Origin of the sequence: Amycolatopsis halotolerans, from assembly GCF_042647905.1 — a bacterium.
Classification (GTDB): Bacteria; Actinomycetota; Actinomycetes; order Mycobacteriales; family Pseudonocardiaceae; genus Amycolatopsis; species Amycolatopsis halotolerans.
Genome location: NZ_JBHRWI010000005.1, coordinates 1 through 22,390 on the forward strand (window position 1 = coordinate 1; position 22,390 = coordinate 22,390).

The 22,390-nt window shown below is 69.6% G+C and carries 23 protein-coding genes; 8 read left to right on the top strand and 15 right to left on the bottom strand.

Annotation, left to right across the window (positions count from 1 at the left end; genetic code table 11):
- Window positions 1-97 precede the first annotated feature (97 nt).
- Window positions 98-1,420, bottom strand: coding sequence for an MFS transporter (locus tag ACFORO_RS04685; protein ID WP_377871891.1), 1,323 nt, complete (start codon window positions 1,418-1,420; stop codon window positions 98-100).
- 22 nt (window positions 1,421-1,442) lie between these two features.
- Between ACFORO_RS04685 and ACFORO_RS04690 the strand changes: the two genes are divergently transcribed.
- Window positions 1,443-2,087, top strand: coding sequence for a TetR/AcrR family transcriptional regulator (locus tag ACFORO_RS04690; RefSeq protein WP_377871892.1), 645 nt, complete (start codon window positions 1,443-1,445; stop codon window positions 2,085-2,087).
- Between the two features lie 40 nt (window positions 2,088-2,127).
- Here the strand turns inward: ACFORO_RS04690 and ACFORO_RS04695 are convergent, their stop codons facing one another.
- From ACFORO_RS04695 to ACFORO_RS04705, 3 genes are all read right to left on the bottom strand, one after another.
- The gene (locus ACFORO_RS04695; RefSeq protein WP_344271617.1) at window positions 2,128-3,078 is read right to left on the bottom strand and encodes a PLP-dependent cysteine synthase family protein; all 951 of its coding nucleotides are present in this window, start codon (window positions 3,076-3,078) and stop codon (window positions 2,128-2,130) included.
- A gap of 4 nt (window positions 3,079-3,082) precedes the next feature.
- Window positions 3,083-3,361, bottom strand: a complete 279-nt coding sequence (locus ACFORO_RS04700) for a MoaD/ThiS family protein (RefSeq protein WP_344271615.1) — start codon at window positions 3,359-3,361, stop codon at window positions 3,083-3,085.
- Between the two features lie 64 nt (window positions 3,362-3,425).
- Window positions 3,426-3,833 carry a Mov34/MPN/PAD-1 family protein gene (locus ACFORO_RS04705; protein WP_043827849.1) on the bottom strand — a complete coding sequence of 136 codons (408 nt, stop codon included), beginning with the start codon at window positions 3,831-3,833 and terminating at the stop codon, window positions 3,426-3,428.
- An 81-nt stretch (window positions 3,834-3,914) separates the two neighbouring features.
- On the opposite strand from ACFORO_RS04705, the gene ACFORO_RS04710 reads away from it, so the two are divergent.
- Window positions 3,915-4,286 (top strand): hypothetical protein, encoded by a 372-nt coding sequence (locus ACFORO_RS04710; protein ID WP_377871893.1) that lies wholly within the window; start codon window positions 3,915-3,917, stop codon window positions 4,284-4,286.
- A gap of 2 nt (window positions 4,287-4,288) precedes the next feature.
- Here ACFORO_RS04710 and ACFORO_RS04715 read toward each other — a convergent pair whose 3' ends face one another.
- Genes ACFORO_RS04715 through clpS form a run of 3 tightly spaced genes read right to left on the bottom strand, consistent with a single transcriptional unit; the run spans window position 4,289 to window position 6,140 of the window.
- A complete protein-coding gene (locus tag ACFORO_RS04715) occupies window positions 4,289-5,326 on the bottom strand; it encodes a P1 family peptidase (RefSeq protein ID WP_377871894.1) in 1,038 nt (345 codons plus the stop codon).
- Window positions 5,287-5,844: a DUF2017 domain-containing protein gene (locus tag ACFORO_RS04720; protein ID WP_067593672.1), complete on the bottom strand. Its 558-nt coding sequence runs from the start codon at window positions 5,842-5,844 to the stop codon at window positions 5,287-5,289. Before ACFORO_RS04720 ends, ACFORO_RS04715 begins: the two co-directional genes overlap by 40 nt.
- On the bottom strand, window positions 5,841-6,140 hold the full coding sequence (gene clpS / locus ACFORO_RS04725; RefSeq protein WP_067593947.1) for an ATP-dependent Clp protease adapter ClpS: 300 nt from the start codon (window positions 6,138-6,140) through the stop codon (window positions 5,841-5,843). The genes ACFORO_RS04720 and clpS overlap by 4 nt, the downstream gene beginning before the upstream one ends.
- A gap of 74 nt (window positions 6,141-6,214) precedes the next feature.
- On the opposite strand from clpS, the gene ACFORO_RS04730 reads away from it, so the two are divergent.
- Together ACFORO_RS04730 and ACFORO_RS04735 are read left to right on the top strand one after the other, a co-directional pair.
- A complete protein-coding gene (locus ACFORO_RS04730; RefSeq protein WP_377871895.1) occupies window positions 6,215-7,519 on the top strand; it encodes a nicotinate phosphoribosyltransferase in 1,305 nt (434 codons plus the stop codon).
- A 10-nt stretch (window positions 7,520-7,529) separates the two neighbouring features.
- Window positions 7,530-8,105 carry an isochorismatase family protein gene (locus ACFORO_RS04735; RefSeq protein ID WP_377871897.1) on the top strand — a complete coding sequence of 192 codons (576 nt, stop codon included), beginning with the start codon at window positions 7,530-7,532 and terminating at the stop codon, window positions 8,103-8,105.
- A 196-nt stretch (window positions 8,106-8,301) separates the two neighbouring features.
- Here ACFORO_RS04735 and ACFORO_RS04740 read toward each other — a convergent pair whose 3' ends face one another.
- Window positions 8,302-8,961, bottom strand: a complete 660-nt coding sequence (locus tag ACFORO_RS04740) for a choice-of-anchor P family protein (RefSeq protein ID WP_377871898.1) — start codon at window positions 8,959-8,961, stop codon at window positions 8,302-8,304.
- Between the two features lie 187 nt (window positions 8,962-9,148).
- Between ACFORO_RS04740 and ACFORO_RS04745 the strand changes: the two genes are divergently transcribed.
- From ACFORO_RS04745 to ACFORO_RS04755, 3 genes are all read left to right on the top strand, one after another.
- Window positions 9,149-9,739: a biotin transporter BioY gene (locus ACFORO_RS04745; protein WP_377871899.1), complete on the top strand. Its 591-nt coding sequence runs from the start codon at window positions 9,149-9,151 to the stop codon at window positions 9,737-9,739.
- A 91-nt stretch (window positions 9,740-9,830) separates the two neighbouring features.
- On the top strand, window positions 9,831-11,882 hold the full coding sequence (locus ACFORO_RS04750; protein ID WP_354747251.1) for an ATP-dependent DNA helicase: 2,052 nt from the start codon (window positions 9,831-9,833) through the stop codon (window positions 11,880-11,882).
- A gap of 57 nt (window positions 11,883-11,939) precedes the next feature.
- The gene (locus tag ACFORO_RS04755; protein ID WP_067593690.1) at window positions 11,940-12,272 is read left to right on the top strand and encodes a hypothetical protein; all 333 of its coding nucleotides are present in this window, start codon (window positions 11,940-11,942) and stop codon (window positions 12,270-12,272) included.
- 64 nt (window positions 12,273-12,336) lie between these two features.
- On the opposite strand, the gene ACFORO_RS04760 is transcribed toward ACFORO_RS04755, so the two are convergent.
- The 3 genes from ACFORO_RS04760 to ACFORO_RS04770 are packed head-to-tail and all read right to left on the bottom strand — an operon-like array spanning window position 12,337 to window position 16,616.
- Window positions 12,337-13,668, bottom strand: coding sequence for an MFS transporter (locus ACFORO_RS04760; RefSeq protein ID WP_377871901.1), 1,332 nt, complete (start codon window positions 13,666-13,668; stop codon window positions 12,337-12,339).
- Between the two features lie 9 nt (window positions 13,669-13,677).
- Window positions 13,678-15,825: an acetate--CoA ligase family protein gene (locus tag ACFORO_RS04765; protein WP_377871902.1), complete on the bottom strand. Its 2,148-nt coding sequence runs from the start codon at window positions 15,823-15,825 to the stop codon at window positions 13,678-13,680.
- Window positions 15,822-16,616, bottom strand: a complete 795-nt coding sequence (locus ACFORO_RS04770) for an enoyl-CoA hydratase/isomerase family protein (RefSeq protein WP_377871903.1) — start codon at window positions 16,614-16,616, stop codon at window positions 15,822-15,824. The genes ACFORO_RS04765 and ACFORO_RS04770 overlap by 4 nt, the downstream gene beginning before the upstream one ends.
- Window positions 16,617-16,731: 115 nt before the next feature.
- Here ACFORO_RS04770 and ACFORO_RS04775 point away from each other — a divergent pair, with 115 nt between their 5' ends.
- Window positions 16,732-17,424 (top strand): GntR family transcriptional regulator, encoded by a 693-nt coding sequence (locus ACFORO_RS04775; RefSeq protein ID WP_377871905.1) that lies wholly within the window; start codon window positions 16,732-16,734, stop codon window positions 17,422-17,424.
- Between the two features lie 86 nt (window positions 17,425-17,510).
- Here the strand turns inward: ACFORO_RS04775 and ACFORO_RS04780 are convergent, their stop codons facing one another.
- The 4 genes from ACFORO_RS04780 to ctaD all read right to left on the bottom strand — a co-directional run bounded on the left by ACFORO_RS04780 (window position 17,511) and on the right by ctaD (window position 22,318).
- Window positions 17,511-17,915 (bottom strand): OsmC family protein, encoded by a 405-nt coding sequence (locus ACFORO_RS04780; RefSeq protein WP_354747253.1) that lies wholly within the window; start codon window positions 17,913-17,915, stop codon window positions 17,511-17,513.
- A gap of 51 nt (window positions 17,916-17,966) precedes the next feature.
- A complete protein-coding gene (locus tag ACFORO_RS04785; RefSeq protein ID WP_377871907.1) occupies window positions 17,967-18,740 on the bottom strand; it encodes a peptidyl-tRNA hydrolase in 774 nt (257 codons plus the stop codon).
- On the bottom strand, window positions 18,737-19,966 hold the full coding sequence (gene serB / locus ACFORO_RS04790) for a phosphoserine phosphatase SerB (RefSeq protein WP_377871908.1): 1,230 nt from the start codon (window positions 19,964-19,966) through the stop codon (window positions 18,737-18,739). The genes ACFORO_RS04785 and serB overlap by 4 nt, the downstream gene beginning before the upstream one ends.
- Window positions 19,967-20,545: 579 nt before the next feature.
- Window positions 20,546-22,318 carry an aa3-type cytochrome oxidase subunit I gene (gene ctaD, locus ACFORO_RS04795; protein ID WP_354747259.1) on the bottom strand — a complete coding sequence of 591 codons (1,773 nt, stop codon included), beginning with the start codon at window positions 22,316-22,318 and terminating at the stop codon, window positions 20,546-20,548.
- Window positions 22,319-22,390: the final 72 nt, after the last annotated feature.

Genomic DNA, 22,390 nt, shown 5'->3' on the forward strand with positions numbered 1-22,390 from the left:
CCCACAAACCAACACCCACCACCGCCCAACCACGAGCCGCTTAAGTCCCAGGCATTGGGACTCAGAGTCCGTGAAGGTGGCCCTCACGGACCGCGCGTCACACCGTTGCTGGCTTCCGGAGCAAGTTTCCATAGGCGGCAGCGAACAAGGCGGAAAGCAGCGCGGCCACCGCCGCCACCGCGAAGCTCCATCCCGGACCGCCAGCCGACAGCACCACCGCGCCGACCGCTCCGGCGAGGCTGCTGCCCACCACCCGAACCAGCGCGTTGATCCCACCGGCGGCGGCCGTCTTCGCGGGCTCGACGTGCTCGACCGCCATCGTCCCCAACGCGGCGTAACCGAGCCCGATCCCCAGCCCCAGCACCGCCGCGACGGCATAAAGCCCAAGCCCGTCCCCCGGCAACGTGGTCAGCCGCAACGCGGCCACCAGCACCACCGCCGAGCCGCCGGCGACCAGCGCGGGCGCGCTGAACCGCCGCATCAACGAACCGGCCAGCACGGAAACCACCAGCATCAAGATCGTCGTCGGCAGGAGATAAAGCCCCACCTGCAACACCGACGCCCCGAGCACGCCTTGCGCGTAGGCCGAAAGCGTCATGATCGTGGCGAACAACGCGAAGCCGAGCAGGAACGACGCCACCGTCGCGCCCACCGTTTTTCGGTGCAGCAGCATGGGAATCTCGATCAACGGCGTCCTCGTGCGCCGCGCCGTCACCACCCACACCGACGCCAGCACCACGGCCGCGACCAGCAGTCCGACGGTCCCCCAGCCCCATTCGGAACCCTTGCTGATCGCCAGCAGCAGGCAGATCAGCCACCCCGACACCAGCACCGCGCCCAGCAGGTCCGGCGAACCGCTCCGTACCGCGGCCGTCCGGTCCTCCTTAACCGCGGCGACCAGCGCGAACGCCACCACGCCGAGCGCCGCCAGCACCCAGAACACCAGCTGGTGATCGCCACCGGCGAGCCCGGCGAGGATCATCCCGCCGCCACTGCCCGCGCCGATGGTCGCGCTCAGAACGCCGATCGCGGTCGGCAGCGATCGGGCGGGCAAAACGGTCCTGACCTGGCCGATCGCCAGCGGAAGCAACGGCGCGGCGGCACCCTGCAGGATCCGGCCGACGACCAGCAGCGGCAGCGAGCCCGCCACCGCGCCCAGCACCGATCCCCCGACCAGCAACGCGAGCACGACCAACGACATCGTGCGCCTGCCGTACAGGTCGCCGAGCTGCGCGACCAGCGGAATCGCGACCGCGCCCGCCAGCAGCCCGGCGGTCAGCGTCCACGACACCGAACTCAGCGGCACCCCCAGCTTGAGCTGCAGCCGCGGCAGCAACGGCACCACGACGGTCATCTGCAAAGTCCCGACCGCCACCGCGAACGCCAGCGCGGCGACCGTCCCCCAGTAGTTTTTATACATGTATAAAAAGTAGCATGGCGGCATGCCAGCGCGCACCGGCCGACCGCCGAAGATCTCCAAGGCCGACATCGTGGCCGCCGCTCACCGGGTCATCGAGGAGGACGGCGTCGACGCGTTGACCATGCGGCGCCTCGCCCGCGAGGTCGGCAGCACGGCAATGGCGCTGTACCACCACGTGCGCGACAAAGAGGGCCTGCTTCTGCTGCTGCTGGACGACTACGCGCACGGCAAGATGCCTCGGCCGGAGAACCTCCCGGAGGAACCGGCGGAGCGGATCGTGGCGGTCGCGAAGGCGATGCGGGACGGGCTGGCGAGTTGCCCGTGGATCGTGGACGTCCTGCGCTCCGACGACCTGCTGTCAGTCGGAGGGCTGTGGTACCCGGAGAAAATCGTTGCGGCGGCGGTAAAAGCGGGCCTGCCGACCGATGCGGCGGTGGAGGTCTACCGAGCGGTGTGGCACTACACGCTGGGCGAGATCAGCTCCCGCGCGGCCGCCGCGCGACGACGGGACCGGGGCGGCGACACCTACCGCGAGCGAGTCTTCGCGGAACTGGACGCCGAGGAATTCCCGACGCTCGCCGAGATCGGGCCGCGCTGGGAAACCCTTACCGCACAAGACAGTTACGAACGAGGCGTACGCGCACTCGTCGTGGGATTACTGCCGTGAGGGGAACCCCGCGGGAAATCAGGGTTCCCCTCACGGACGGTCAGGCCCAGAGCTGACCGTCAAGCCGTTCTGCCGCTTCGTCCAGCGACCCGGAATACGCGCCGGTCGACAGGTACTTCCAGCCGGCGTCCGCGACCACGAAGGCCACGTCCGCCTTCTCGCCGCGAGCGGCGGCCTTCTCCGCGACCCCGAGCGCCGCGTGCAGCACCGCGCCCGTGGAGATCCCGGCGAAAATGCCCTCGTGCTCCAGCAACTCCCGCGTTCGCCGGAGAGCGTCGTACGCCCCCACCGAATAGCGTCCGTTGAGCACACTCTCGTCGTAGAGCTCCGGCACGAACCCCTCGTCGAGGTTGCGCAGGCCGTACACCAGCTCGCCGTACCGCGGTTCGGCCGCGATGACCTGGACGTCCGGCTTGTGCTCGTGCAGGTACCGCCCGACCCCCACCAGCGTCCCGGTCGTGCCGAGCCCGCCGACGAAATGGGTCAGCGTCGGCAGGTCCTTCAGCAGCTCCGGCCCGGTCCCGCGATAGTGCGCGTCCGCGTTGGCCGGGTTGCCGTACTGGTACAGCATCACCCAGTCCGGGTTCTGCTTCGCCAGCTCCTTGGCCCGCCGCACCGCCTCGTTCGAACCGCCCGCGGCCGGGGAGAACACGATCCGCGCGCCGTACGCCTGCAGCAGCTGCTTGCGTTCGGTGGACGTGTTCTCCGGCATCACGCACACCAGGCCGTAGCCCTTGAGCTTCGCGGCCATGGCCAGCGAAATCCCGGTGTTGCCCGAGGTCGGTTCGAGGATCGTGGACCCGCGCCGCAGGATGCCGTCCCGCTCCGCCGCCTCGATCATGGCCAGCGCGGGCCGGTCCTTGATCGAGCCGGTCGGGTTGCGGTCCTCGAGCTTCGCCCACAGCCGCACCTCGTCGGTCGGCGAAAGCCGGGGCAGGCCGACCAGCGGGGTGCCGCCGAGGGCGTCGAGGAGGGACTCGTAGCGAGTCATCGACTCAGCGCGCGCCGCCCGCGACGGCGGGCAGGATGGTGAGGGTGTCGCCGTCCTTGACCTCGGCGGCGAGCCCGCCGGAGAAGCGCACGTCCTCGTCGTTGACGTAGACGTTGATGAAGCGGTGCAGCTTCTCCTCCTTGACCAGGCGCGCCTTCAGCCCGGCGTGCCGCGACTCGACGTCGTCGATGATCTCGAGGACGGTCTTGCCCGCCGCCTCGACGGACTTCTCGCCGCCGGTGTGGGTGCGCAGGATGGTCGGGATGGACACGGTGACGGCCATGGTTCTTACCTCCGGTGGGTTCCTACACGCTGACGCATCGGACGCCGCGCTTTATTCCGCGAGTTCAGTCGAGGATCTCGACCGGCTCCTCGGTGATCTCGGCGTCCACGATCCGGTACGAGCGGAACTCGTGCGAATCGGGCTCTCTTGTCGAGACGAGCACGTAGTGCGCGTCGGGTTCGGCGGCGATGTTCGCGTCGGTGCGCGACGGATAGGCCTCGGTCGCCGTGTGCGAGTGGTAGATGACCACCGGGACCTCGTCGTTCGCGTCCATCTCGCGGTAGAGCTTGAGCAGGTCGCCCGAGTCGAACTCGTAGAACGTCGGCGAGCGGGCCGCGTTCAGCATCGGGATGAACCGCTCGGGGCGGTCCGAGCCGGCAGGACCGGCCACCACCCCGCACGCTTCGTCGGGGTGGTCACGGCGGGCGTGGGCGACGATCTCGTCGACGAGTTCACGGCGGATCCGGAGCACACGGACATCTTAGTTCGTGGACCGAACGAGTCCACACTGTGAGAGCTACCGCTCATCCGCAGGTCAGGGCACAATAACGGGATGCCGGTGTCCTCGAAGGTCCGCCAACGCTGCCGTGGCCTGCTGGCCGAAGGGGACGTCGTCCAGTACGTGTTCCCCGCCACATCGCTGATGGTGTCGATGATGGCCGCGCACCGGAACTTCGTCATCGTGGTCACCGATCGGCACGTGACAGTGCTCGCTTGCAGCACTTTCCGCCGGTGGAAGCCGGTTTCCGTGTGGGAACAGCTGCCGCGCTCGACCGAACTGGGCCCGGTGGACGTGCATCCGTCGCTCGGGCCGACCGTGTCGTTCGGCGGCCTGGTGCTGGAGATCGACGAGGAGTACGTGGCCACCGTGCGCGCCGCCGACCTCGAACGTGACGACGACGCCCTCCCGCGGGACCCGTTCTGACCTCAGCCCAGCGCTTCCGGCCACACGTCCCGATACGCCGGGATCCCGGCCGCGGAGGTCGCCGACAGCAGCCCGTGCACCATCGCCCGCGCGAACACCCGTGCCGACGCCGCGCACAACGCGTCCAACGCGCCCGCTCGCGCGGCCACCGCGAACGACCCGGGCTCCCCCGGCAGCTCCCGCGCGCCCGTCGCCAGCGCGAAAACGGTGTCGCCGTCGAACATCGAATGCGCCGGACGCACCGCGCGCGCCAGCCCGTCCTGCGCGGCGACCGTCAACCGGCGTGCCTCGGCCTTCGTCAACGCCGCATCGCAAGCCACCACACCGATCGTGGTGTTCAGGTCCGTCCGCTGCCCCGGCGCCTCGCCCGGCCGATCCGGCCAGCGGACGCCGAACTCGCCGTCCACCTCGTGATCCCCGGCGAAGGCCCGCCCAGTCGCGAAATCCACGGCCTGGCCCGCCGCGTTCACCGCGACGATCGCGCCGACAGTCACCTCGCCGACGACCTCGCTCGCCGTCCCGATGCCGCCCTTGAGCGAGCCGACCACCGCACCGGAGCCCGCGCCCACGGTGCCCATCGCGACGGCTTCCCCGGCGGCTTCGCAAGCGGCGTAACCGAAATCGGCGTCCGGCCGATTGCCCCACTCGCTGCGCGGCAGGTCGAACAGCACCGCCGCGGGCACGATCGGCACCACCTCATACGGCTGCGCGCCAACGGGAAACCCGTGGTTCCGCTCGGACAGCCACCGCATCACGCCGTCCGCCGCCGCGAGGCCGTACGCGCTTCCGCCGGAGAGACAGACCGCGTTCACCTGCTGCACCAGGTTTTCCGGCTCCAGCAGGTTGGTTTCGCGGGTTCCGGGAGCGCCGCCGCGCTGATCGACCGCGCCGGTCGCGCCGTCCGGCACGAGCACGACAGTGGTTCCGGTTGCCCAGCCGTCGTCGAGCCTCTCGTGCTGGCCTACGAGCACGCCCGGAACATCGGTGATTTTCCCGCCGGTCAGCCGGTCAGCGCCTGGATCAGCGTCTCCTGCACCCATGTCAGCCAATGGTAGACGCCGAGATGGGGCGCGCGGGGGTCGTCGTCGGGCAGCTCGTCCGGCATGTCCTCGGTGACGTCGAGCGCCGTGCCCAGCGCCAGCCGGACGTCGTTCAGCGCGCCGAGCCAGGCGTCGGCCTGCTCGAAGGTCAGCTTCACCGAACCGCCGTCGCGCGGGAGCGTGTCGAGCACGATCTTCGCGACGCCGACCTTCTTCTCCAGCAGCTCCGGCTCGTGCAGCGACCGCATCGCCGCCGCCGAATCGAGGTCCTCGCGGCTCGGGTTGTCCGGGTCGAGCCGGTGGAAGTCCGGCAGCAGCCGCGACAGCACCGGGTCGTCCGGCGATTCGGCGGGGCCGGTGCGGATCCCGGTCAGCTCGGCGAGTTCGTCCTGCGGGGCCTCCTCGGCCCGGGCGGTGAGCATGTCCTCGAGCTGCCCGACGAGCCCGCGCAGCACGGCGGCTTCCTGCTGTTCGAACCCGGCGAGGATGGCGTCCCCCTTGCGCCGCCAGGCCTTCACGAGGGCTGTTCCATGGTCGCCCACAGGCCCGCCGCGTGCAGCTTCGCCACGTCGGTCTCCACCTTCTCCTTCGAACCGGACGACACGATCGCCCTGCCCTTGTTGTGCACGTCGAGCATCAGCTTCGTGGCGTGGTCCCGGCTGTAGCCGAACAGCTTCTGGAGGACGTACGTCACGTACGACATCAGGTTCACCGGGTCGTTCCAGACGATCGTCCGCCAGGGCTGGTCGGATTCGGCCAGCTCGGCCCCGAGTGGATCGACCTGCGTCTGTTCGGATGCGACAGGCGTGGACATGCACACCATGGTGTCACGGGGCCATCCCGGTACGCCGCGCCAGGTCCGTCCATGTGAGTGAATAGGCTGCTCCCATGGGTTCCCCCGAGCCGGTCACCAGCGCCAGCACGGCGCTGCTCACCGACCACTACGAGCTGACCATGCTGGCGAGCGCGCTCGCGGACGGGACGGCCGACCGGCCGTGCGTGTTCGAAGTCTTCGCGCGGCGGCTTCCCGACGGGCGCCGCTACGGCGTCGTCGCGGGCACCGCGCGCGTGCTCGACGCGATCGCCGACTTCCGCTTCACCGACGCCGAACTGACCATGCTGGAGCAGACCGCGGTCGTCGACCCGGAAACGCTGGCGTGGCTGGCGGACTACGAGTTCCGCGGCGACATCGACGGCTACCGCGAAGGCGATCTGTACTTCCCCGGTTCGCCGATCCTCACCGTGACCGGCAGTTTCGCCGAGGCCGTGGTGCTGGAGACGGTGGTGCTGTCGATCCTCAACCACGACAGCGCGATCGCGTCCGCGGCGGCGCGGATGTCCGGCGCGGCGCACGGCAGGCCGATCATCGAGATGGGCGGACGGCGCACGCACGAGTACGCCGCCGTCGCCGCCGCGCGCGCCTCCTACCTGGCCGGATTCGCCACCACGTCGAACCTCGAAGCGGGCCGCCGCTACGGGATTCCGACGCGCGGCACCGTCGCGCACGCCTTCATGCTGCTGCACGACAGCGAGGAAGCGGCGTTCCGCGCACAGGTCAGCAAGATGGGCGCGGACACCACACTTCTGGTGGACACCTACGACATCACCGCGGGCATCGAAGCGGCCGTGCGCGTCGCAGGTGCGGAGCTGGGCGCGATCCGGATCGATTCCGGCGACGTCGGCCCGCTCGCCCGCAAGGCCCGCGACCAGCTCGACTCGCTCGGTGCGAAAGACACCCGGATCGTGGTGTCCGGAGACCTCGACGAGCACGCGATCGCGGCGCTGCGCGCGGAACCGGTCGACGCGTACGGCGTGGGCACCTCGGTGGTCACCGGATCCGGCGCGCCGACCGCCGGGATGGTGTACAAGCTGGTCGAGGTCGACGGCCGCCCGGTCGCGAAACGCAGTGCGCACAAGGAATCCCGGGGCGGGCGGAAGCACGCGCTGCGCCGGCACCGCAGCACCGGGACGGCGGTCGAGGAAGTGGTCTGGACCGCCGCCAGCGGACGCCCGGAGCCCGGCGAGAACGATCTCGACCTGCAGATACCCCTGGTGCGAGAGGGCGCGCCGGTGGATGATCTGCCCACGCTGGACGACGCGCGTGCCCGCCTGCGGCGCGCGCAGGTGAGCCTGCCGTGGGAGGGCCTCAAGCTCTCGCACGGCGAGCCCGCGATACCGACGATTTTTCTGTAGGGAGCCGACCATGGGAACCGCACTGATCGTGGTGGATGTGCAGAACGACTTCTGCGAGGGAGGCTCGCTCGGCCTGCCGGGCGGGGCGGCTGCCGCGGCGGCCATCTCGCGGCGGATGGCCGACGGCGGCTACACCCACATCGTCGCCACCCGCGACCACCACATCGATCCGGGCGACCACTTCAGCGACACGCCCGACTTCAACACCAGCTGGCCGCGGCACTGCGTCGCGGGCACGGCGGGCGCGTCGTTCCACTCGGCGCTGGACGTGGTGCCGGTCGAAGCGGTGTTCTCGAAGGGCGAGTACACCGCCGCGTACTCCGGTTTCGAGGGCAAGTCCGGCGACGGCAAGACGCTCGAGGAATGGCTGCGCGCGCACGAGGTGACCGACGTCGAGGTCGTCGGCATCGCGACCGACTTCTGCGTGCGCGCCACCGCGCTCGACGCCGCTCAGGCCGGGTTCAACGTGCAGGTGCTGCTGGACCTGACCGTCGGCGGTTCGCAGCCGACGGTGGACGCGACGCTGAAGGACTTCGACGAGGCGGGCGTGCGCTACGTCGGCACGCCCGCTTTGCCGCCAGCCTGACCGGTTACGGCTTGGGCGCGTCGCCCTTGCCGTACGGATTGCCTGCCGCGGTGCCACGGCCTGCCCGGGCCGTGACGGTGGCGAAAGCGGAGTTTGCGGTCCGTGAGGGGAACCCTGAGGGACTCTGAGTCCCTCAGGGTTCCCCTCACGGACGCGAAATATGGTCAGGCGGGGGGCGGGGATTCGGCATTGCCGCTCACGAGGCTGGTGCGCCGCCCTTGCCGTACGGGTTGCACGCCGCGGTGCCGAGGTAGATGTCCCCGCTCGCCGGACCGCCCTGCGGGAACAGCTTCACGTGCACCGCGTGCGTGACCAGGCTGCCGTCGGCGGGCGTCGGCGTCACGGTCTCGTTCAGCGTGATCGTGGCCAGCGCCGTGCCCGCCGCGCCGCCGGGGATCGTGATCCGGTAGTTCGCCGGGATCGACGACGGAATGGTGAACCCGGAGACCTCGCCGATCGACATCGACCCGGTGCTGCCCGAATCCGTCGTGGTGGCGCAGCCGACCGAGTACGTGCGGACTTTCAGCTCAGGCCCGCCGTACCGGGTCAGCAGGTCGGACTCGAACCGCTGCCCGCCGGCCTTCACCTGCGCGACCGCGCCCTTCCGCTCGCAGCTGGTGCCGCCGAACCCGAACACCGCGACCTCGCCCGCCGCGCCGCCGGGAGTGCGCGCGGACGCCGGTCCGTCGGCGTCGCAGCGCGCTAATTCTCCGGTGACCACGTGCTCGTGGTCCACCAGCACGTCGAGGCTGCCCGCGGAACCCCAGCCGGTGGACGTGACCGGCGGATCGGCATGTGCCACCGCCGGCGCCGCAGCCAGCAGAACCCCGGTGACCAGCAGGATCCGTCCGCGCATTCGACCTGTCTCCCTTCGCCCGTGCTTCGACATCGGCAGCGCGGCAGGGGTCCCAAACGTCGACCGGGGCAGCTCACCCGTACGTGTGGCGCAAGACAGGGGTGGTGAGGAACGCAACTTGTCTCGTTCCGTCCGGTCACTCGACGATAACCTGCCCGGACGTCCGTTTTCCGTGGTTGGAGGTCCCGTGTCGTCACTGTCTCTCCCGGCCCGCCGTCAGGTGCTGGCCGACCTCGTGCCCGGCACCCTGGTGCGCGACCTGGCGCTGGTCGCCGGCGGAGCCGTGCTCACCGGCGCCGCCGCGCAGCTGGTCATCCCGCTTCCGGGCACGCCGGTGCCGATGACCGGCCAGACCTTCGCCGCGCTGCTCGTCGGCGCGACGCTCGGCATGCGCCGCGGTGCCGCCTCGATGCTGCTGTACTTGCTCGTCGGCGCGGCCGGTCTGCCGTGGTTCCAGGGCGGGACCTCCGGGCTGTCCGGAGCCTCGGCCGGGTACATCGTCGGCTTCGTGTTCGCCGGTGCGCTCGTGGGCGCGCTCGCCCGCCGCGGCGGCGACCGCACTCCGCTGCGCACGGCGGGGACCATGGTGCTCGGCAACGTCGTGATCTACGCGTTCGGCGTGCCGTGGCTGATGGCCGCCACCGGATTCGATCTCGCCACCGCTTTCGACAAGGGCGTCACGCCGTTTCTCGTGGGCGACGTGCTGAAGACCGTGGTCGCGGCGGGTGTGCTGCCGCTCGCGTGGGCCGCGGTTTCGCGGTTCCGCAAGGAAGACTGAGCCGTAATCCCGGGAGCTTCGGTCCGGCGCGAGGGGTCCGTTCGCGCCGGATCGAAGATCCTGTCGGACCTGGCGGCTATCGTGTCTCGCTGTGCCCGCCCGAACCGATTTCCCCGGCGTCCTCGAACTCCTCACCCACGCGGTGGAGTCTGTCGGCGGCGCTGAACGCCCCGGCCAGGTGAAGATGGCCGATGCCGTCGGCCACGCCATCCGCACCGGCGAACACCTCGCCGTGCAAGCGGGAACGGGCACCGGCAAATCGCTGGCGTACCTGGTGCCCGCGATCCGGCACGCGGTGGAGAAAGACACCACCGTCGTCGTCTCCACGGCCACCATCGCGTTGCAGCGCCAGCTGGTCGACCGTGATCTCCCGCGCCTCGCCAAGGCGCTCAAGAAGCCGCTCGGACGCGAACCGACCTTCGCGATCCTCAAGGGCCGCCGCAACTATCTGTGCCTGCACCGGCTCGACACCGGTCCGTCCGACGAGCCCGAGGACGCGCAGCTGTTCGACCCGTTCGCGGTGTCCCGGCTCGGCAAGGAAGTCACCCGGCTGCACGAGTGGACGTCGGACACCGAAACCGGCGACCGCGACGAGCTGGTGCCCGGCGTGTCCGACCAGGCGTGGCGGCAGGTTTCCGTCACCGCGAGGGAATGCCTCGGCGCCGCGAAGTGCCCGGTCGGCACCGATTGCTTCGCCGAACGGGCGCGAGCCGAGGCGGGCCGCGCCGACGTCGTCGTCACCAACCACGCGCTGCTGGCCATCGACGCGCTGCAGGGCTACCAGGTGCTGCCGGACCACGACCTGGTGATCATCGACGAGGCGCACGACCTGGTCGACCGGGTCACGTCGGTCGCGACCGGCGAACTCACCAGCGCCATGGTCTCGGCCGCCGCGCGCCGCTGCGGAAAGCTGATGGACGCGGGAATCGCGGACCGGCTGCTGGAGTCGTCGGACGGGCTCGCGCTGATCCTCGACGACATCCCGTCCGGAAGGCTCGACGCGCTGCCGAAGCCGTTGCAGGGCGCGATCCCGGCGGTGCGCGACGCGGCGAAGGAATGCCTCACCGCGCTGGGTTCGGATCGCAAGGAAGACGTCGGCGAGGCCACCGCGCGCAAGCTGGCCCGGTCGCTGCTGGAAGAAGTGCACGACACCGCGGTGCGGCTGCTCGACGCGTACGACGAGGATCTGGCGCACCAACGCGACGTCGTCTGGCTGACTGGCGACAAGTACTCCGCGAATCCGCGCCCCCCGGCGTTGAAGGTCGCGCCGCTCGGCGTCGCGGGCTTGTTGCGGGAGCGCGTGTTCAACCAGCACACCACCGTGCTGACCTCGGCGACGCTCACCCTCGGCGGCGAATTCGACACCATGGCACGGCAATGGGGTCTCCCGCCGAGCGGCGCGCGCGTAGTGAAGTCGCCCGGCACGGCCACCGACAAGGAAGCGCCGTCCGACGAGGACAACGGCCCGAAGTGGACCGGGCTGGACGTCGGTTCGCCGTTTGACCACCGCCGCAACGGCATCCTGTACCTCGCCAAGCACCTGCCGCCGCCGGGCCGCGACGGGCTCGCCGAGTCCACAATGGACGAACTGGCCGCACTGGTCGAAGCCGCGGGCGGCCGTACGCTGGGCCTGTTCTCCTCGATGCGCGCCGCGAAACAGGCCGCGGAGGCGATGCGGGAACGGCTCGACCACCCGATCCTCTGCCAGGGCGACGACGCCACGCCGTTGCTGGTGCGGCAGTTCTCCGAAGACGCGCGGACCTGCCTGTTCGGCACGCTGACGCTGTGGCAGGGCGTGGACGTGCCGGGGCCGTCGCTGCAGCTCGTGGTGGTGGACCGGATCCCGTTCCCCCGCCCGGACGATCCGGTGTCGTCCGCACGCCAACGCGCGGTGGAAGCCCGGGGCGGCAACGGATTCCTCACCGTCGCCGCCACGCACGCCGCGCTTCTGCTGGCGCAGGGCACCGGACGGCTGCACCGCTCGGTCACCGACCGCGGCGTGGTGGCCGTGCTGGACTCCCGGCTGGCCACCGCGCGCTACGGCGGTTTCCTGCGCGCGTCGCTGCCGCCGTTCTGGCCGACAACAGATCCGCAGGTCGCACGGGACGCACTGAAGCGACTCGACGCGGCCGCGCCCGCCTGACCGAGCGCACGGGCCAGGCGGGTACGGTGAGTGGAACGAACACGACAGGGAGCACCGTTGACCCAGGATTCGTCCAGCGCACAATCCCGGACCGTCAGTGTTGACGACACCGGGGTGCGGCGCCGGCTCGCCGATGGCAGCGAAGAAGCTGTGACGTGGTCAGAACTGAGCTCCGTCATGGTGAGAGTCATCCCCGACGGCCCCTGGAACGAAGACGTCTTCTTCATGCTGGTCGGCAACGACGGCAAAGGCACGGCGGTCCCAAGCGGCGACCCGGCCGCGGACGCCCTCATCGAACGCCTGCAGACCTTGCCCGGTTTCGACAACGAGAAGTTCATCGAGGCGATGACCACGGACGCCGACCAGGCGTATGTGGTGTGGCAAAGCTGAACGACGGCCAGGTTTTCCGCTGGCGTGTGGTCGAGTCTGAGTTCGACCACACGCCAGCGATCTTTCACGGAGACGTCGGCGCAGTCGTCGTAGCAGTCCCAGGCTGAACCTCCGCAGCAGCCGCACCCCGCTTGCCCTTCAGCAACAGCGCGGCGACCAGCGAAAGCAGCCCAGCGGCAGTGATGTACACGGCCGGAACAACGGAACTGCCGGTCGCTTGGACGAGAGCCTCGAGCACCAGCGGCGTCGAACCACCCATCAGCGAAATGACGACGCTGATCCCGATCGACACACCGGTGAACCGGACCGCGGTCGGGAACAGTTCGGCGGCAGCGATGCCTTGTACGGCCAGCAGCGGCGACAGGACAACAGCGACGGCCACCGAGGCGGTCAACGCCGAGCCGAAGCCGCCGCTGCTCGCGAGGTAGAACAACGGGATGGTCAGCAAGACGACCGCGAGTGTCCCGCCGACCAGGAAAGGCTTGCGGCCGTAGGTGTCGGACAGCCGAGCCCAGACCGGGACCAGGACAGCCGCCACGGTCAAGCCGATCAGCATCGCGGCGAACATCTGCCGGGACGTCAGCCCAACGGTTTTGACCAGATACGACGGGAAGAAACCGACCAGCATGTAGGTGGTCGTGGTGAGCCCGATGGTCAGGCCGCACACCTTCAGCAACGCCCGCCAATGCAGGCGCAGCACGTCGCTAAGAGGGCTGCGCGTGGTCTCGCGCGCATGCGCGGCAGCCGCGAATTCCGGCGATTCCGCCAATTTCGTGCGCAGGTACAGACCGAGCAGCCCCAGCGGCAGGGCGAGGAGGAACGGGATCCGCCAGCCCCAGCCGTTGAGCGCGGCCGGGGTGAGCACGCTGGTGAGCAGGGTCCCGATGAGCGCGGCGAACACCTGGGCCATGAGCTGCGTGAAGCCGTTCCAGCCGGAGTAGAAGCCTCGGCGACCAGGCGGGGCGTACTCGGCCAGCGCGGTGACCGCTCCGCCCATTTCCGCACCGGCGAAGAAGCCTTGGGCCAGGCGCGTCAGGAGCAGCAGCACCGGGGCGAGCAGGCCGACGGTCTGGTCGCCGGGGAGCACGCCGAGCAGGAAAGTCGCGATCGACATGCCGATGATGGAGATCGACAAGGCGGCCCGGCGGCCGACACGGTCGCCGTAGCGGCCGAACAGGATCGCTCCGACCGGACGGCTGACAAACGCGATCCCGAACAGCATGAAGGTCGAGATGAGCGCTGTCCCGGCGGATTTCCCGGAGAAGAACGTCGTCGAGATGCTCACCGCGAAGTAGCCGTAGAGGCCGAATTCGAACCACTCCACGAAGTTGCCGATCGCGATCGCGGTGATGACCCGGGATCGGCTGGTGTCGATGTCGTGCGCCGTTGAAGACATCGGGGCCTCCTAGTCGAGGACGATTCTGGCATCCGCGACGAGTCCGCCGCGGTGGCTGTGGGTGACGATGATCGGATTGAGGTCGACGTCGACGAGGCGATCGGCCAGGTCGCTGGTGAGCTGGCCCAGCCGGCAGAGGGTCGTGGCGAGGCTGTCGACGTCGGCGGCGGGCCCGCCGCGGAAGGCGTGCAGGATCTTCGCGCCGGTCATCCGGGTGAGCGCCTCGTGGGCGGTGGCCTGGTCCAGGGGCGCGGCGACGACGCTGGGGCGGCCCAGCAGTTCGACGAGCGTGCCGCCGAGCCCGACGGCGACGGTGGCGCCGAGTCCGGGTTCCACGCGGCTTCCCATGAACAATTCGATGCCCCGCTCAAGGTGGGGCGCGACGAGAATGCCGGTGACGCGGGCGTCCGGTCGGGCGTGCCGGATGTTGTCGTGGATTTGGCGGTAAGCCGTCCGCAGTTCGGCGAGGGACTCGATGCCGAGGACGACTCCGCCAGCATCGCTTTTGTGCGCGATGTCAGGCGAAACCACCTTGGCTACAACGGGAAACTCGATATCGAGGGTGTCGAGATCGGTCTCCGCGGAGATGTGCCAGGTGGGCACGACGGGCACGCCGTAGGCAACGAGGAGCTGGCCGGTCTCCTCGGGGGTGAGCAGGCCGTGCCGGTCGCGGAGCCGGTCGAGAATCGTTTCCGGGGACGTTGCGGGGCGGAAGGTCTCCGGCGGAGTCCACGCGTGCCCCGCCCGGCGATGCCACCGGGTGTAGGCGCGCACCGCGCACAGGGCGGGCCGCAGGCCGCTGAGCACTGGGACGGAATCCACTTCCAGTTCCTCGGGCGTGGGCGGAACAGGAAATTCGGAGGCGATGACCACCGGTTCCGCGATATCCGCGGCAGCGTCGACGACCGCCTGTGCCCAGCCGCGTTCCAGCTCGTTGGCAAGGCCGGTGCCGCTGAGGCTTTGCTGGACCAGCACGAGTCCGACGGCTGGGTCCGAAGCCAGTACTCGCACACAGTCGGCGAGATTTTCGGTGGCGGGCTTTCCGGAACGGAACCCGGCACCGACGTCGACGGGGTTCTGCGCGTGGGTTTCGGCGGGCAGCGCCAGCGCGGTGTCGAGCTGGTGCACGGTTCGCGGGGAGAGGGAAGCGATCGGCATGTCGAGGCGCTCGGCGAGGTCGACGACGACGGACAGCTTGCCGCCCGACATCCCGGCGACCGCCACGCCTGGACCGGTCGGGCTCCGCTGGCTCAGGACGGCAAGCGCCCGAACGGTCTCCCTCAATTCTTCGAAGTCGTCGACCGCCATGACGTTGAGCTCGTCGAACAAGGCTCGATAGGCGGCTCCGGCACCGACCATCGCTCCGGTGTGGCTCCCAGCCGCGGCGGCGCCCTTCTCCGAGGTCCCTGCTTTGAGAGCGACGATGGGTTTGCCGAGTGCGTTGGCGCGGCGCGCGAGCGTGCGGAACTTGTCGGGCTGGCGCAGGGCTTCGACGAACATCGCGATGACGGTGACGGCTGGGTCCTCGACGAGGTGCTCGAGGATGTCCTCGGCAGTGGTGACGGCCTCGTTGCCGGTCGAGACCAAGCTGTGCAGGCCGACGGCTTGGCCGAGCTGCAGCATGCTGACCGAGACCGAGCCGCTCCCGGACAGCACCGCCAGCCCTCCCCGACGGATTCCGGGCGGGATGTCGGCGCCGTAGAGCGCGACCGGCCCGCGCGAGTGGTACATCCCGAGGCAGTTCGGCCCGATCAGCGCGGCACCCGCTTCGCCGCATTGCGCGTGCAGTTCTGCTTGCAGGCGAAGGCCTTCGGCACCGGTCTCGCCGAACCCGCCGGAATGCACGACGAACGAGCGGACTCCGGTGGCGACCCCGGCGCTCACCGCGCCCAGCACCCGCTGAGCGGGGGTGTTGATCAGGCAGACGTCCACCGGCTCGGGCAGCGCCTGGAGATCGGGATAGCAGGGCTGGCCGAAGACCGACTCGTGCCGGGGATTGACGAAATAGGTCGTCCCGGCAAACCCGAGATGGGTGTTGTTGCGGGTCAGGCGCTGGGCGAAGTTCATCGGGCCGGGCCGGGGCGACGCCCCCACCACCGCGATCCGGCGAGGCGCGCTGAAGGCCGCCCACTGCGTGTTGTCCACTCCGACGCTCACGAGGCCACGCTCGGCTGCTCCGCGGGCGTGTCCTTGGTGCGCGCCCAGGCGAGCGCCGCACGCAATCCGTCGGACTCGCGAATCTCGCGGAACCGGGCGCGGTCGGCGGTGTCGGTCAATTTGCTGACCACGAAGTCGCTGGCGAACATGCTCTCGGCGACCCCCAGCCCCTGCATCTCCAGCACCCGTCCCATGATCGTTTTGGTGTGCTGGAAGGTCTCGGCCGGAACGCGGCACAAGCGCCGGGCGAACGCCAGCGCCCGGTCGCCAAGTTCCGCGGCAGGCACGACTTCGTTGACCAGGCCAAGACGTTCGGCGTCGGCGGCACTGAACGGCTCGCCGAGCAGCTGGATCTCCTTCGCCTTGCGCAGCGGCACGAAGTACATCAGCCGCGGATGCGCCACGAGGGAGAAGCGCACCTCCGGCTCGCCGAAGACCGCGTCGTCCGCGGCGACGATGAAGTCGCAATAGTTCGCCAGCTCGAAGCCGCCGCCGAGGCAATAACCCTGCACTGCCGCGATGATCGGCTTCGGCGAATTCCCGATCGTCGCCATGGCCGTGCGCTGTCCCGCCATTCCGGACCACTGGGACCACACCGGCTCCCGCACCGCCATGTCGTCAGAGGCGGCCAGGTCGAACCCGGCGCAGAAGTGCTCGCCAGCCCCGGCGATGACGATCGCCCGGATCTCGGGGTCGGCGTACGCGGCGTCGAGCGCGGCGAACAGCTCCGCGTAGACCGCCGGGTCGAGCACGTTGAGCCGCTCGGGACGGTTGAGGCTCAGATGAGCCACTTGCTCACGATGGGTGACAAGGACATGCGGCATGGTCACACTCCGGCGATCAGTGCGGTACTCCGACCGCACTTTTGATTTTTGATCAAAAGTTACCTGCGATACGGTAGGTCACATGACGCGTGCCGCGCAAGACTCCCCCGACACGACCCGGATCGAAGTCCAATCGGTCGAGGAAGCGGTGGTCAACGCTCTCCGCGACGACATCGTGCAGCTCCGGCTGAAGCCGGGAACGCGGCTGAGGATGGCCGCGATCGCCGATCGCGCCGGGGTCAGCCTCACCCCCGCACGCCAGGCGCTGCGTCGTCTGGAGGCGGAGGGACTCGTCGTCTCGCACCCCCGGCTCGGCAGCCGGGTCGCCCCGCTGACCGAGGAGGACGGCGAGGTCGTGATGGCCGTCTGCGGGGCGCTGGAACGGCGCTTGATCGCGACCGGCGTCCCGAAACTCACCGACGAGGACGCCGAGGAGATCACCCGGCTGTCGCGCGTGCGCGAGGACGCCGTCCGGGCCGCGGACGAGGAAGTCCTGGTCGAATCCTCTTTCCAGCTAAGGGATCTGGTCTACCGCCGAGCCGGCCGGACCCATCTCTACAAAGAGGCGATGGCATGGCGGCAGCGCCAGCAGCGGTACCTCCGCTACGCCCGCCACTCCGTCGCCGACAGCGGAATCGAATTCGGCCGCGAGTTCGAGGCCTTCACCACCGCCTGCCTCGCCCGCGACGCGGCCGCCGCCCAAACCGCGTTGCAGCACATCGAAGAACGCATCCTCGAATGGCTGCACAGCATGCTCGCGACCGACGAGCGGTAGGCGCGGTTATCGTCCACTGTGGACCCGCCAAGACGGCGGACGAAATCGGTGGCTGGCCCTTCACGCGAAACGGCCGGGTCGCGCGCTCAAGCGGTCGGAAAGGTCTCCGTCACCGGAATGGCCTTCTTGAGCGTCCGGCTCACCGTGCACAGCCGCTCGATCGCCCGGTCCACCGCGCCCGCCAGCGCTTCCCGCTGGGCTTCGTCCAGGCCCGACACGTCGACGTCGAACGCGACGTGCACCGCGTCCAGTTCCGACGCTCCCTCTCGCCGATCGGCCGTCACCGCGACGCTGAACTTCGAGTCCTCGCCCACGCGCCGCGTGATCAGCTGCTCAGCCGTCACCGCGGAGCAGCCCGCCGCCGCGATCTGCAGCAGTTCCGCCGGGGAGAAGGCACCCTCCGCGCCAGCCCGGCCCAACCGCACCTCCGCACCGCGCTCGTTGCGGCCGACGAAGCTGTGCGTGCCTTCGCGCTGTACTTCCAAGGTCATCGGAGACGCCTTTCCACCCGTCGGATCACTGCATTGGCGCAACCGCGCGGGTCACGCCGATGTTCCGGGCTGCTGCGCCAGCACGGTGATCGTGCCGGGGTCGACCTCGGTGAATCCCGCATCCCGGACAGCGATCACGCGATTGTCACGCCAACCCGCCTCCGGGTCCTCGACCGGGCACAGCTCTTTCCACCGCGCCGGGCTGGGCGTTCGGACCGCGACTCGGTAGTCCTTCGCCGCCCACCTCGCCAATTCGTCGTCCGGCAGCAGCGACGCGAGGATCATCGTGGCGTGCCCGACCTGCGCGGACGCCTTGCCGACGGTCATCGGGACGTCCGGGTTCAACATCAGCAACGGGACGTCGGCCGGTGCCGGGCCGGGGGTGTCGGCGGGCAGTTCGCTGCCGGAGATCTGCAGCCGCGAGACCTCTTTCGGGGCCTCCTTCACGAGCCCGGGCACGAGCGCCCGCGCTTCCGCGCCGTCGACCTCGATGGTGATTCCCGGCTGGTCCAGCACCGCTAGCCAGTGCGCGCCGCGAGCCCGGCGCGCGACCTTGCGGATCCGGTTGTCGAGCCACGCCTGCACCGGCTCGGCCCATTCGCCGCCGGGCTCGACGCGTTCGTCCAGGCACACCGCCAGCGCCGCCGCGGCCGCCGCTTCGAGCAGCGCCGTCCGGCCGGGCGGTTCGGCGCGTTCGATCCGCAGGATGATCGGCATCGCGCGGACCTCGTCCGGGTCCTCGTAGGAGGTGTCCGCGGTGTCCTCGGCGGGGAGGCCGAGCCACGAGGCGTAGCGGCTGCGCAGCGGTTCGAGCAGAGGGTTCACGGGCGGGCCAATTCGAGTCCGTCGGCCGCGTCCGCCGCCTCGACCTCGGCGCGCGTGACGCCGAGGACGAACAGCACCGCGTCGAGGTACGGGTGCGAGAGCGCGGTGTCGGCGACCTCGCGCAGCGCGGGCTTGGCGTTGAACGCGACGCCCATGCCGGCCGCGGCGAGCATGTCGATGTCGTTGGCCCCGTCGCCGACCGCGACACAGGCGCCGAGCGGAATCCCGTACTCACCGGCGAACCGGCGCAGCGCGGTCGCCTTGCCGGCGCGGTCCACGATGTCGCCGACCACGCGGCCGGTGAGCTTGCCGTCGACGACCTCCAGCTCGTTGGCCGCCGCGAAGTCGAGGCCGAGGTCGTCCACGAGATGGTCGATGACCTGGGTAAACCCGCCGGACACGACGCCGCAGCGGAACCCCATGCGCTTCAAGGTGCGGACGGTCGTGCGGGCCCCCGGGGTCAGCTCGAGCTTCTCCGCGACCTCGTCCATCACACTGGCGGGCAGCCCGGCCAGCAGCGAGACGCGCCGTTCCAGCGACTCCGCGAAGTTCAGCTCGCCGCGCATCGCGGCCTCGGTGATCTCGCGGACCTGCTCCTCGACCCCGGCGTACGCGCCGAGCATCTCGATGACCTCGCCCTGCACGAGCGTGGAATCGACGTCGAAAACCACCAGCCGCTTCGCCCGGCGTGTGATGCCCGCGCGCTCGACGGCGACGTCAACGTTGGCCTCGGACGCCGCGTCGGCCAGCATGGACCGGAGCTCGGCGTCGGCCTCTTCGCTGTCCTCGCGCACCGAGACGTACAGCTCGAGCCCGGTGACCGGATAGTCGGCGACGCTGCGAATCGAGTCGATGTTCGTCCCGATGCCCGCCAGCCGCCGCGCGATCTCGGAGAACGCCCGCGCGGTCACCGGACGCCCGAGCAGGACGAGCACGTGCGACGAATCGCGCCGCCCGAGCGCGAACGGATCCGCACCGATCGCGTCGCCGATCCGGACCTCGACCTCCATGCCGACGGTCGCCATCGCCTGCTCGACGGACTCCTGGAGCCCTTCCGGGTCGCGGTAGACGCCGGCGAGCACGCCGAGCACGAGCTGCCCGCGGATGACCACCTGCTCGATGTCGAGCACGTCCACGTCGTGCCGCGTGAGCACGGCGAACAGCACGGACGAGACCCCGGGCTTGTCCGGACCGGTCGTGGTGATGAGGACGGGAGTCTGGCTCACTGGTTCGGTATCCCTCGTTCGTCTCGGCACCGACGCTTAGGCCACGGCGAGTCGGCACGCACAGTCTGGCCTCCAGCGGCGGCGGGCAGAACGCCCCCGTGCCGCGCTTCACACCTCGGGCACCACTAACGGGCGACGAGAGGAGCGGTGGACCAGGTTAAGGCGTGCGCTGCCGTGCGGGTCGGAGCCGAGGACTGATGCACCGCGGCTGCGGATGGCGGTCTTGGCGGAGGCCGCGGAGCGGGCGGGCCGTCCCAGGGTGTGAGGCCCAGCGGCGCGGGGTGGGGCGGGCGGCGCAGCGCGAGGTGGCGGGGCGGCGCAGCGAACAGCGAGTATGGGCGGCGCGTCGGCCACGCACGAGGCCAGGCATGCACTCACGACGCCCCAGCAGAGGGCAGGCCCGCAGCGGTCACGTCGCCCCGGGTAGGTGTCGTGGCTAAGCCGGTTCTAACCGGCACGAACACTCACGAGGCCCCCGCCCGCACGCCTCGGGCAGCCCCTCTCCGGCACGAAAACGGCGCGTGCCCGGCCGAGAGAATCCTCGACCGGGCACGCGCCGTGCAGCTGTTCTGAGCGCCGTTACTGCTCGCTCGCGTTGTCCTTGCTGTGGTCGCCCGGCATGGTGGCGTCCACGAGCTTCTGCGACGGGGCCGCGACGTGCTTGGCCTTGCCGAAGAAGCCGATCTCGCCTTCCGCGTGCAGGCGTTCGACCATGTGCGGGTAGTGCAGCTCGAACGCGGGCCGCTCGGAGCGGATCCGGGGCAGTTCGGTGAAGTTGTGCCGCGGCGGCGGGCAGGACGTGGCCCACTCGAGCGAGTTGCCGTAGCCCCACGGGTCGTCGACCGTGACGATTTCGCCGTACCGGTAGCTCTTGAACACGTTCCAGATGAACGGCAGCGTGGACGCCCCGAGGATGTACGCGCCGATCGTGGAGATCGTGTTCAGCGTGGTGAACCCGTCGCTGGCCAGGTAGTCCGCGTAACGCCGCGGCATGCCTTCCGCGCCCAGCCAGTGCTGCACCAGGAACGTGGTGTGGAAGCCGATGAACGTGGTCCAGAAGTGCCACTTCCCGAGCTTCTCGTCCATCATCCGGCCGGTGATCTTCGGGAACCAGAAATAGATCCCGGCGAAGGTCGCGAACACGATCGTGCCGTAGAGGACGTAGTGGAAGTGCGCCACCACGAAGTAGCTGTCCGACACGTGGAAGTCGATCGCCGGAGCGGCCAGCATGATGCCGGTCAGACCGCCGAAGAGGAACGTGACGATGAAGCCCATCGAGAAGATCATCGGCGTCTCGAAGGACAGCTGGCCCTTCCACATCGTGCCGATCCAGTTGAAGAACTTCACGCCGGTCGGGACCGCGATGAGGAACGTCATGAAGGAGAAGAACGGCAGCAGGACCGCGCCGGTCGCGTACATGTGGTGCGCCCACACCGCCACCGACAGCGCCGCGATCGCCAGCGTCGCGAAGACCAGGCCCTTGTAGCCGAACACCGGCTTGCGGCTGAAGACCGGGAAAATCTCCGACACGATCCCGAAGAACGGCAGCGCGACGATATAGACCTCTGGATGGCCGAAGAACCAGAACAGGTGCTGCCACAGGATCACCCCGCCGTTGGCCGGGTCGAAGACGTGGGCTCCGAGGTGCCGGTCCGCCAGCAGGCCGAACAGCGCCGCGGTGAGGATCGGGAAGGCGAGCAGGATCAGGATGCTCGTGACCAGGATGTTCCAGGTGAAGATCGGCATCCGGTACATCGTCATGCCGGGCGCGCGCAGGCAGACCACCGTGGTGATCATGTTGACGCCGCCGAGAATCGTGCCTAGACCGGAGACCGCTAGACCGGCGATCCACAGGTCGGCTCCCACGCCTGGCGAATGGATCGCGTCGGACAACGGCGTGTAGGCGAACCAGCCGAAGTCGGCGGCGCCGCCCGGGGTGAGGAAGCCGGACAGCACGATCAGGCTGCCGAAGAGGAACAGCCAGAACGAAAACGCGTTCAGCCGCGGGAACGCCACGTCCGGCGAACCGATCTGCAGCGGCAGGATGAAGTTCGCGAATCCGAACAGGCTCGGCGTCGCGTACAGCAGCAGCATCACCGTGCCGTGCATGGTGAACAGCTGGTTGTACTGCTCCTGCGACAGGAACTGCTGACCCGGCTGGGCCAGCTCCGTGCGCATGAGCATCGCCATCGCGCCGCCGACCATGAAGAAGGCGAAAGACGCGACGAGATACATGATCCCGATCTGCTTGTGGTCCGTCGTGCGGAACAACCGCAGCAGGTACGAACCCTTTGCCGTCTCGCGCGCGGGATACGGGCGCGTCGCGATCGGCTTGGGGGCTACGGCCGTCACTCCTGCCTCCAACACTGCAACCTTGTGGTGGTCAACTTCGGGGCGCTCGGGCTCAGGCGGACCTGATTCCGG

Bases quoted from the DNA above. Each gene is read 5' to 3' on its own strand.
- ACFORO_RS04780 (WP_354747253.1), bottom strand. From the start codon at position 17,915: ATGACCTTGGAAGTACAGCGCGAAGGCACGCACAGCTTCGTCGGCCGC.
- ACFORO_RS04775 (WP_377871905.1), top strand. From the start codon at position 16,732: ATGACGCGTGCCGCGCAAGACTCCCCCGACACGACCCGGATCGAAGTC.
- ACFORO_RS04735 (WP_377871897.1), top strand. From the start codon at position 7,530: ATGGGAACCGCACTGATCGTGGTGGATGTGCAGAACGACTTCTGCGAG.
- ACFORO_RS04715 (WP_377871894.1), bottom strand. From the start codon at position 5,326: ATGGGTGCAGGAGACGCTGATCCAGGCGCTGACCGGCTGACCGGCGGG.
- ACFORO_RS04740 (WP_377871898.1), bottom strand. From the start codon at position 8,961: ATGCGCGGACGGATCCTGCTGGTCACCGGGGTTCTGCTGGCTGCGGCG.
- ACFORO_RS04760 (WP_377871901.1), bottom strand. From the start codon at position 13,668: ATGTCTTCAACGGCGCACGACATCGACACCAGCCGATCCCGGGTCATC.
- ACFORO_RS04710 (WP_377871893.1), top strand. From the start codon at position 3,915: ATGCCGGTGTCCTCGAAGGTCCGCCAACGCTGCCGTGGCCTGCTGGCC.
- ACFORO_RS04695 (WP_344271617.1), bottom strand. From the start codon at position 3,078: ATGACTCGCTACGAGTCCCTCCTCGACGCCCTCGGCGGCACCCCGCTG.
- ACFORO_RS04730 (WP_377871895.1), top strand. From the start codon at position 6,215: ATGGGTTCCCCCGAGCCGGTCACCAGCGCCAGCACGGCGCTGCTCACC.
- clpS (WP_067593947.1), bottom strand. From the start codon at position 6,140: ATGTCCACGCCTGTCGCATCCGAACAGACGCAGGTCGATCCACTCGGG.
- ACFORO_RS04685 (WP_377871891.1), bottom strand. From the start codon at position 1,420: ATGTATAAAAACTACTGGGGGACGGTCGCCGCGCTGGCGTTCGCGGTG.
- ACFORO_RS04700 (WP_344271615.1), bottom strand. From the start codon at position 3,361: ATGGCCGTCACCGTGTCCATCCCGACCATCCTGCGCACCCACACCGGC.
- ACFORO_RS04690 (WP_377871892.1), top strand. From the start codon at position 1,443: ATGCCAGCGCGCACCGGCCGACCGCCGAAGATCTCCAAGGCCGACATC.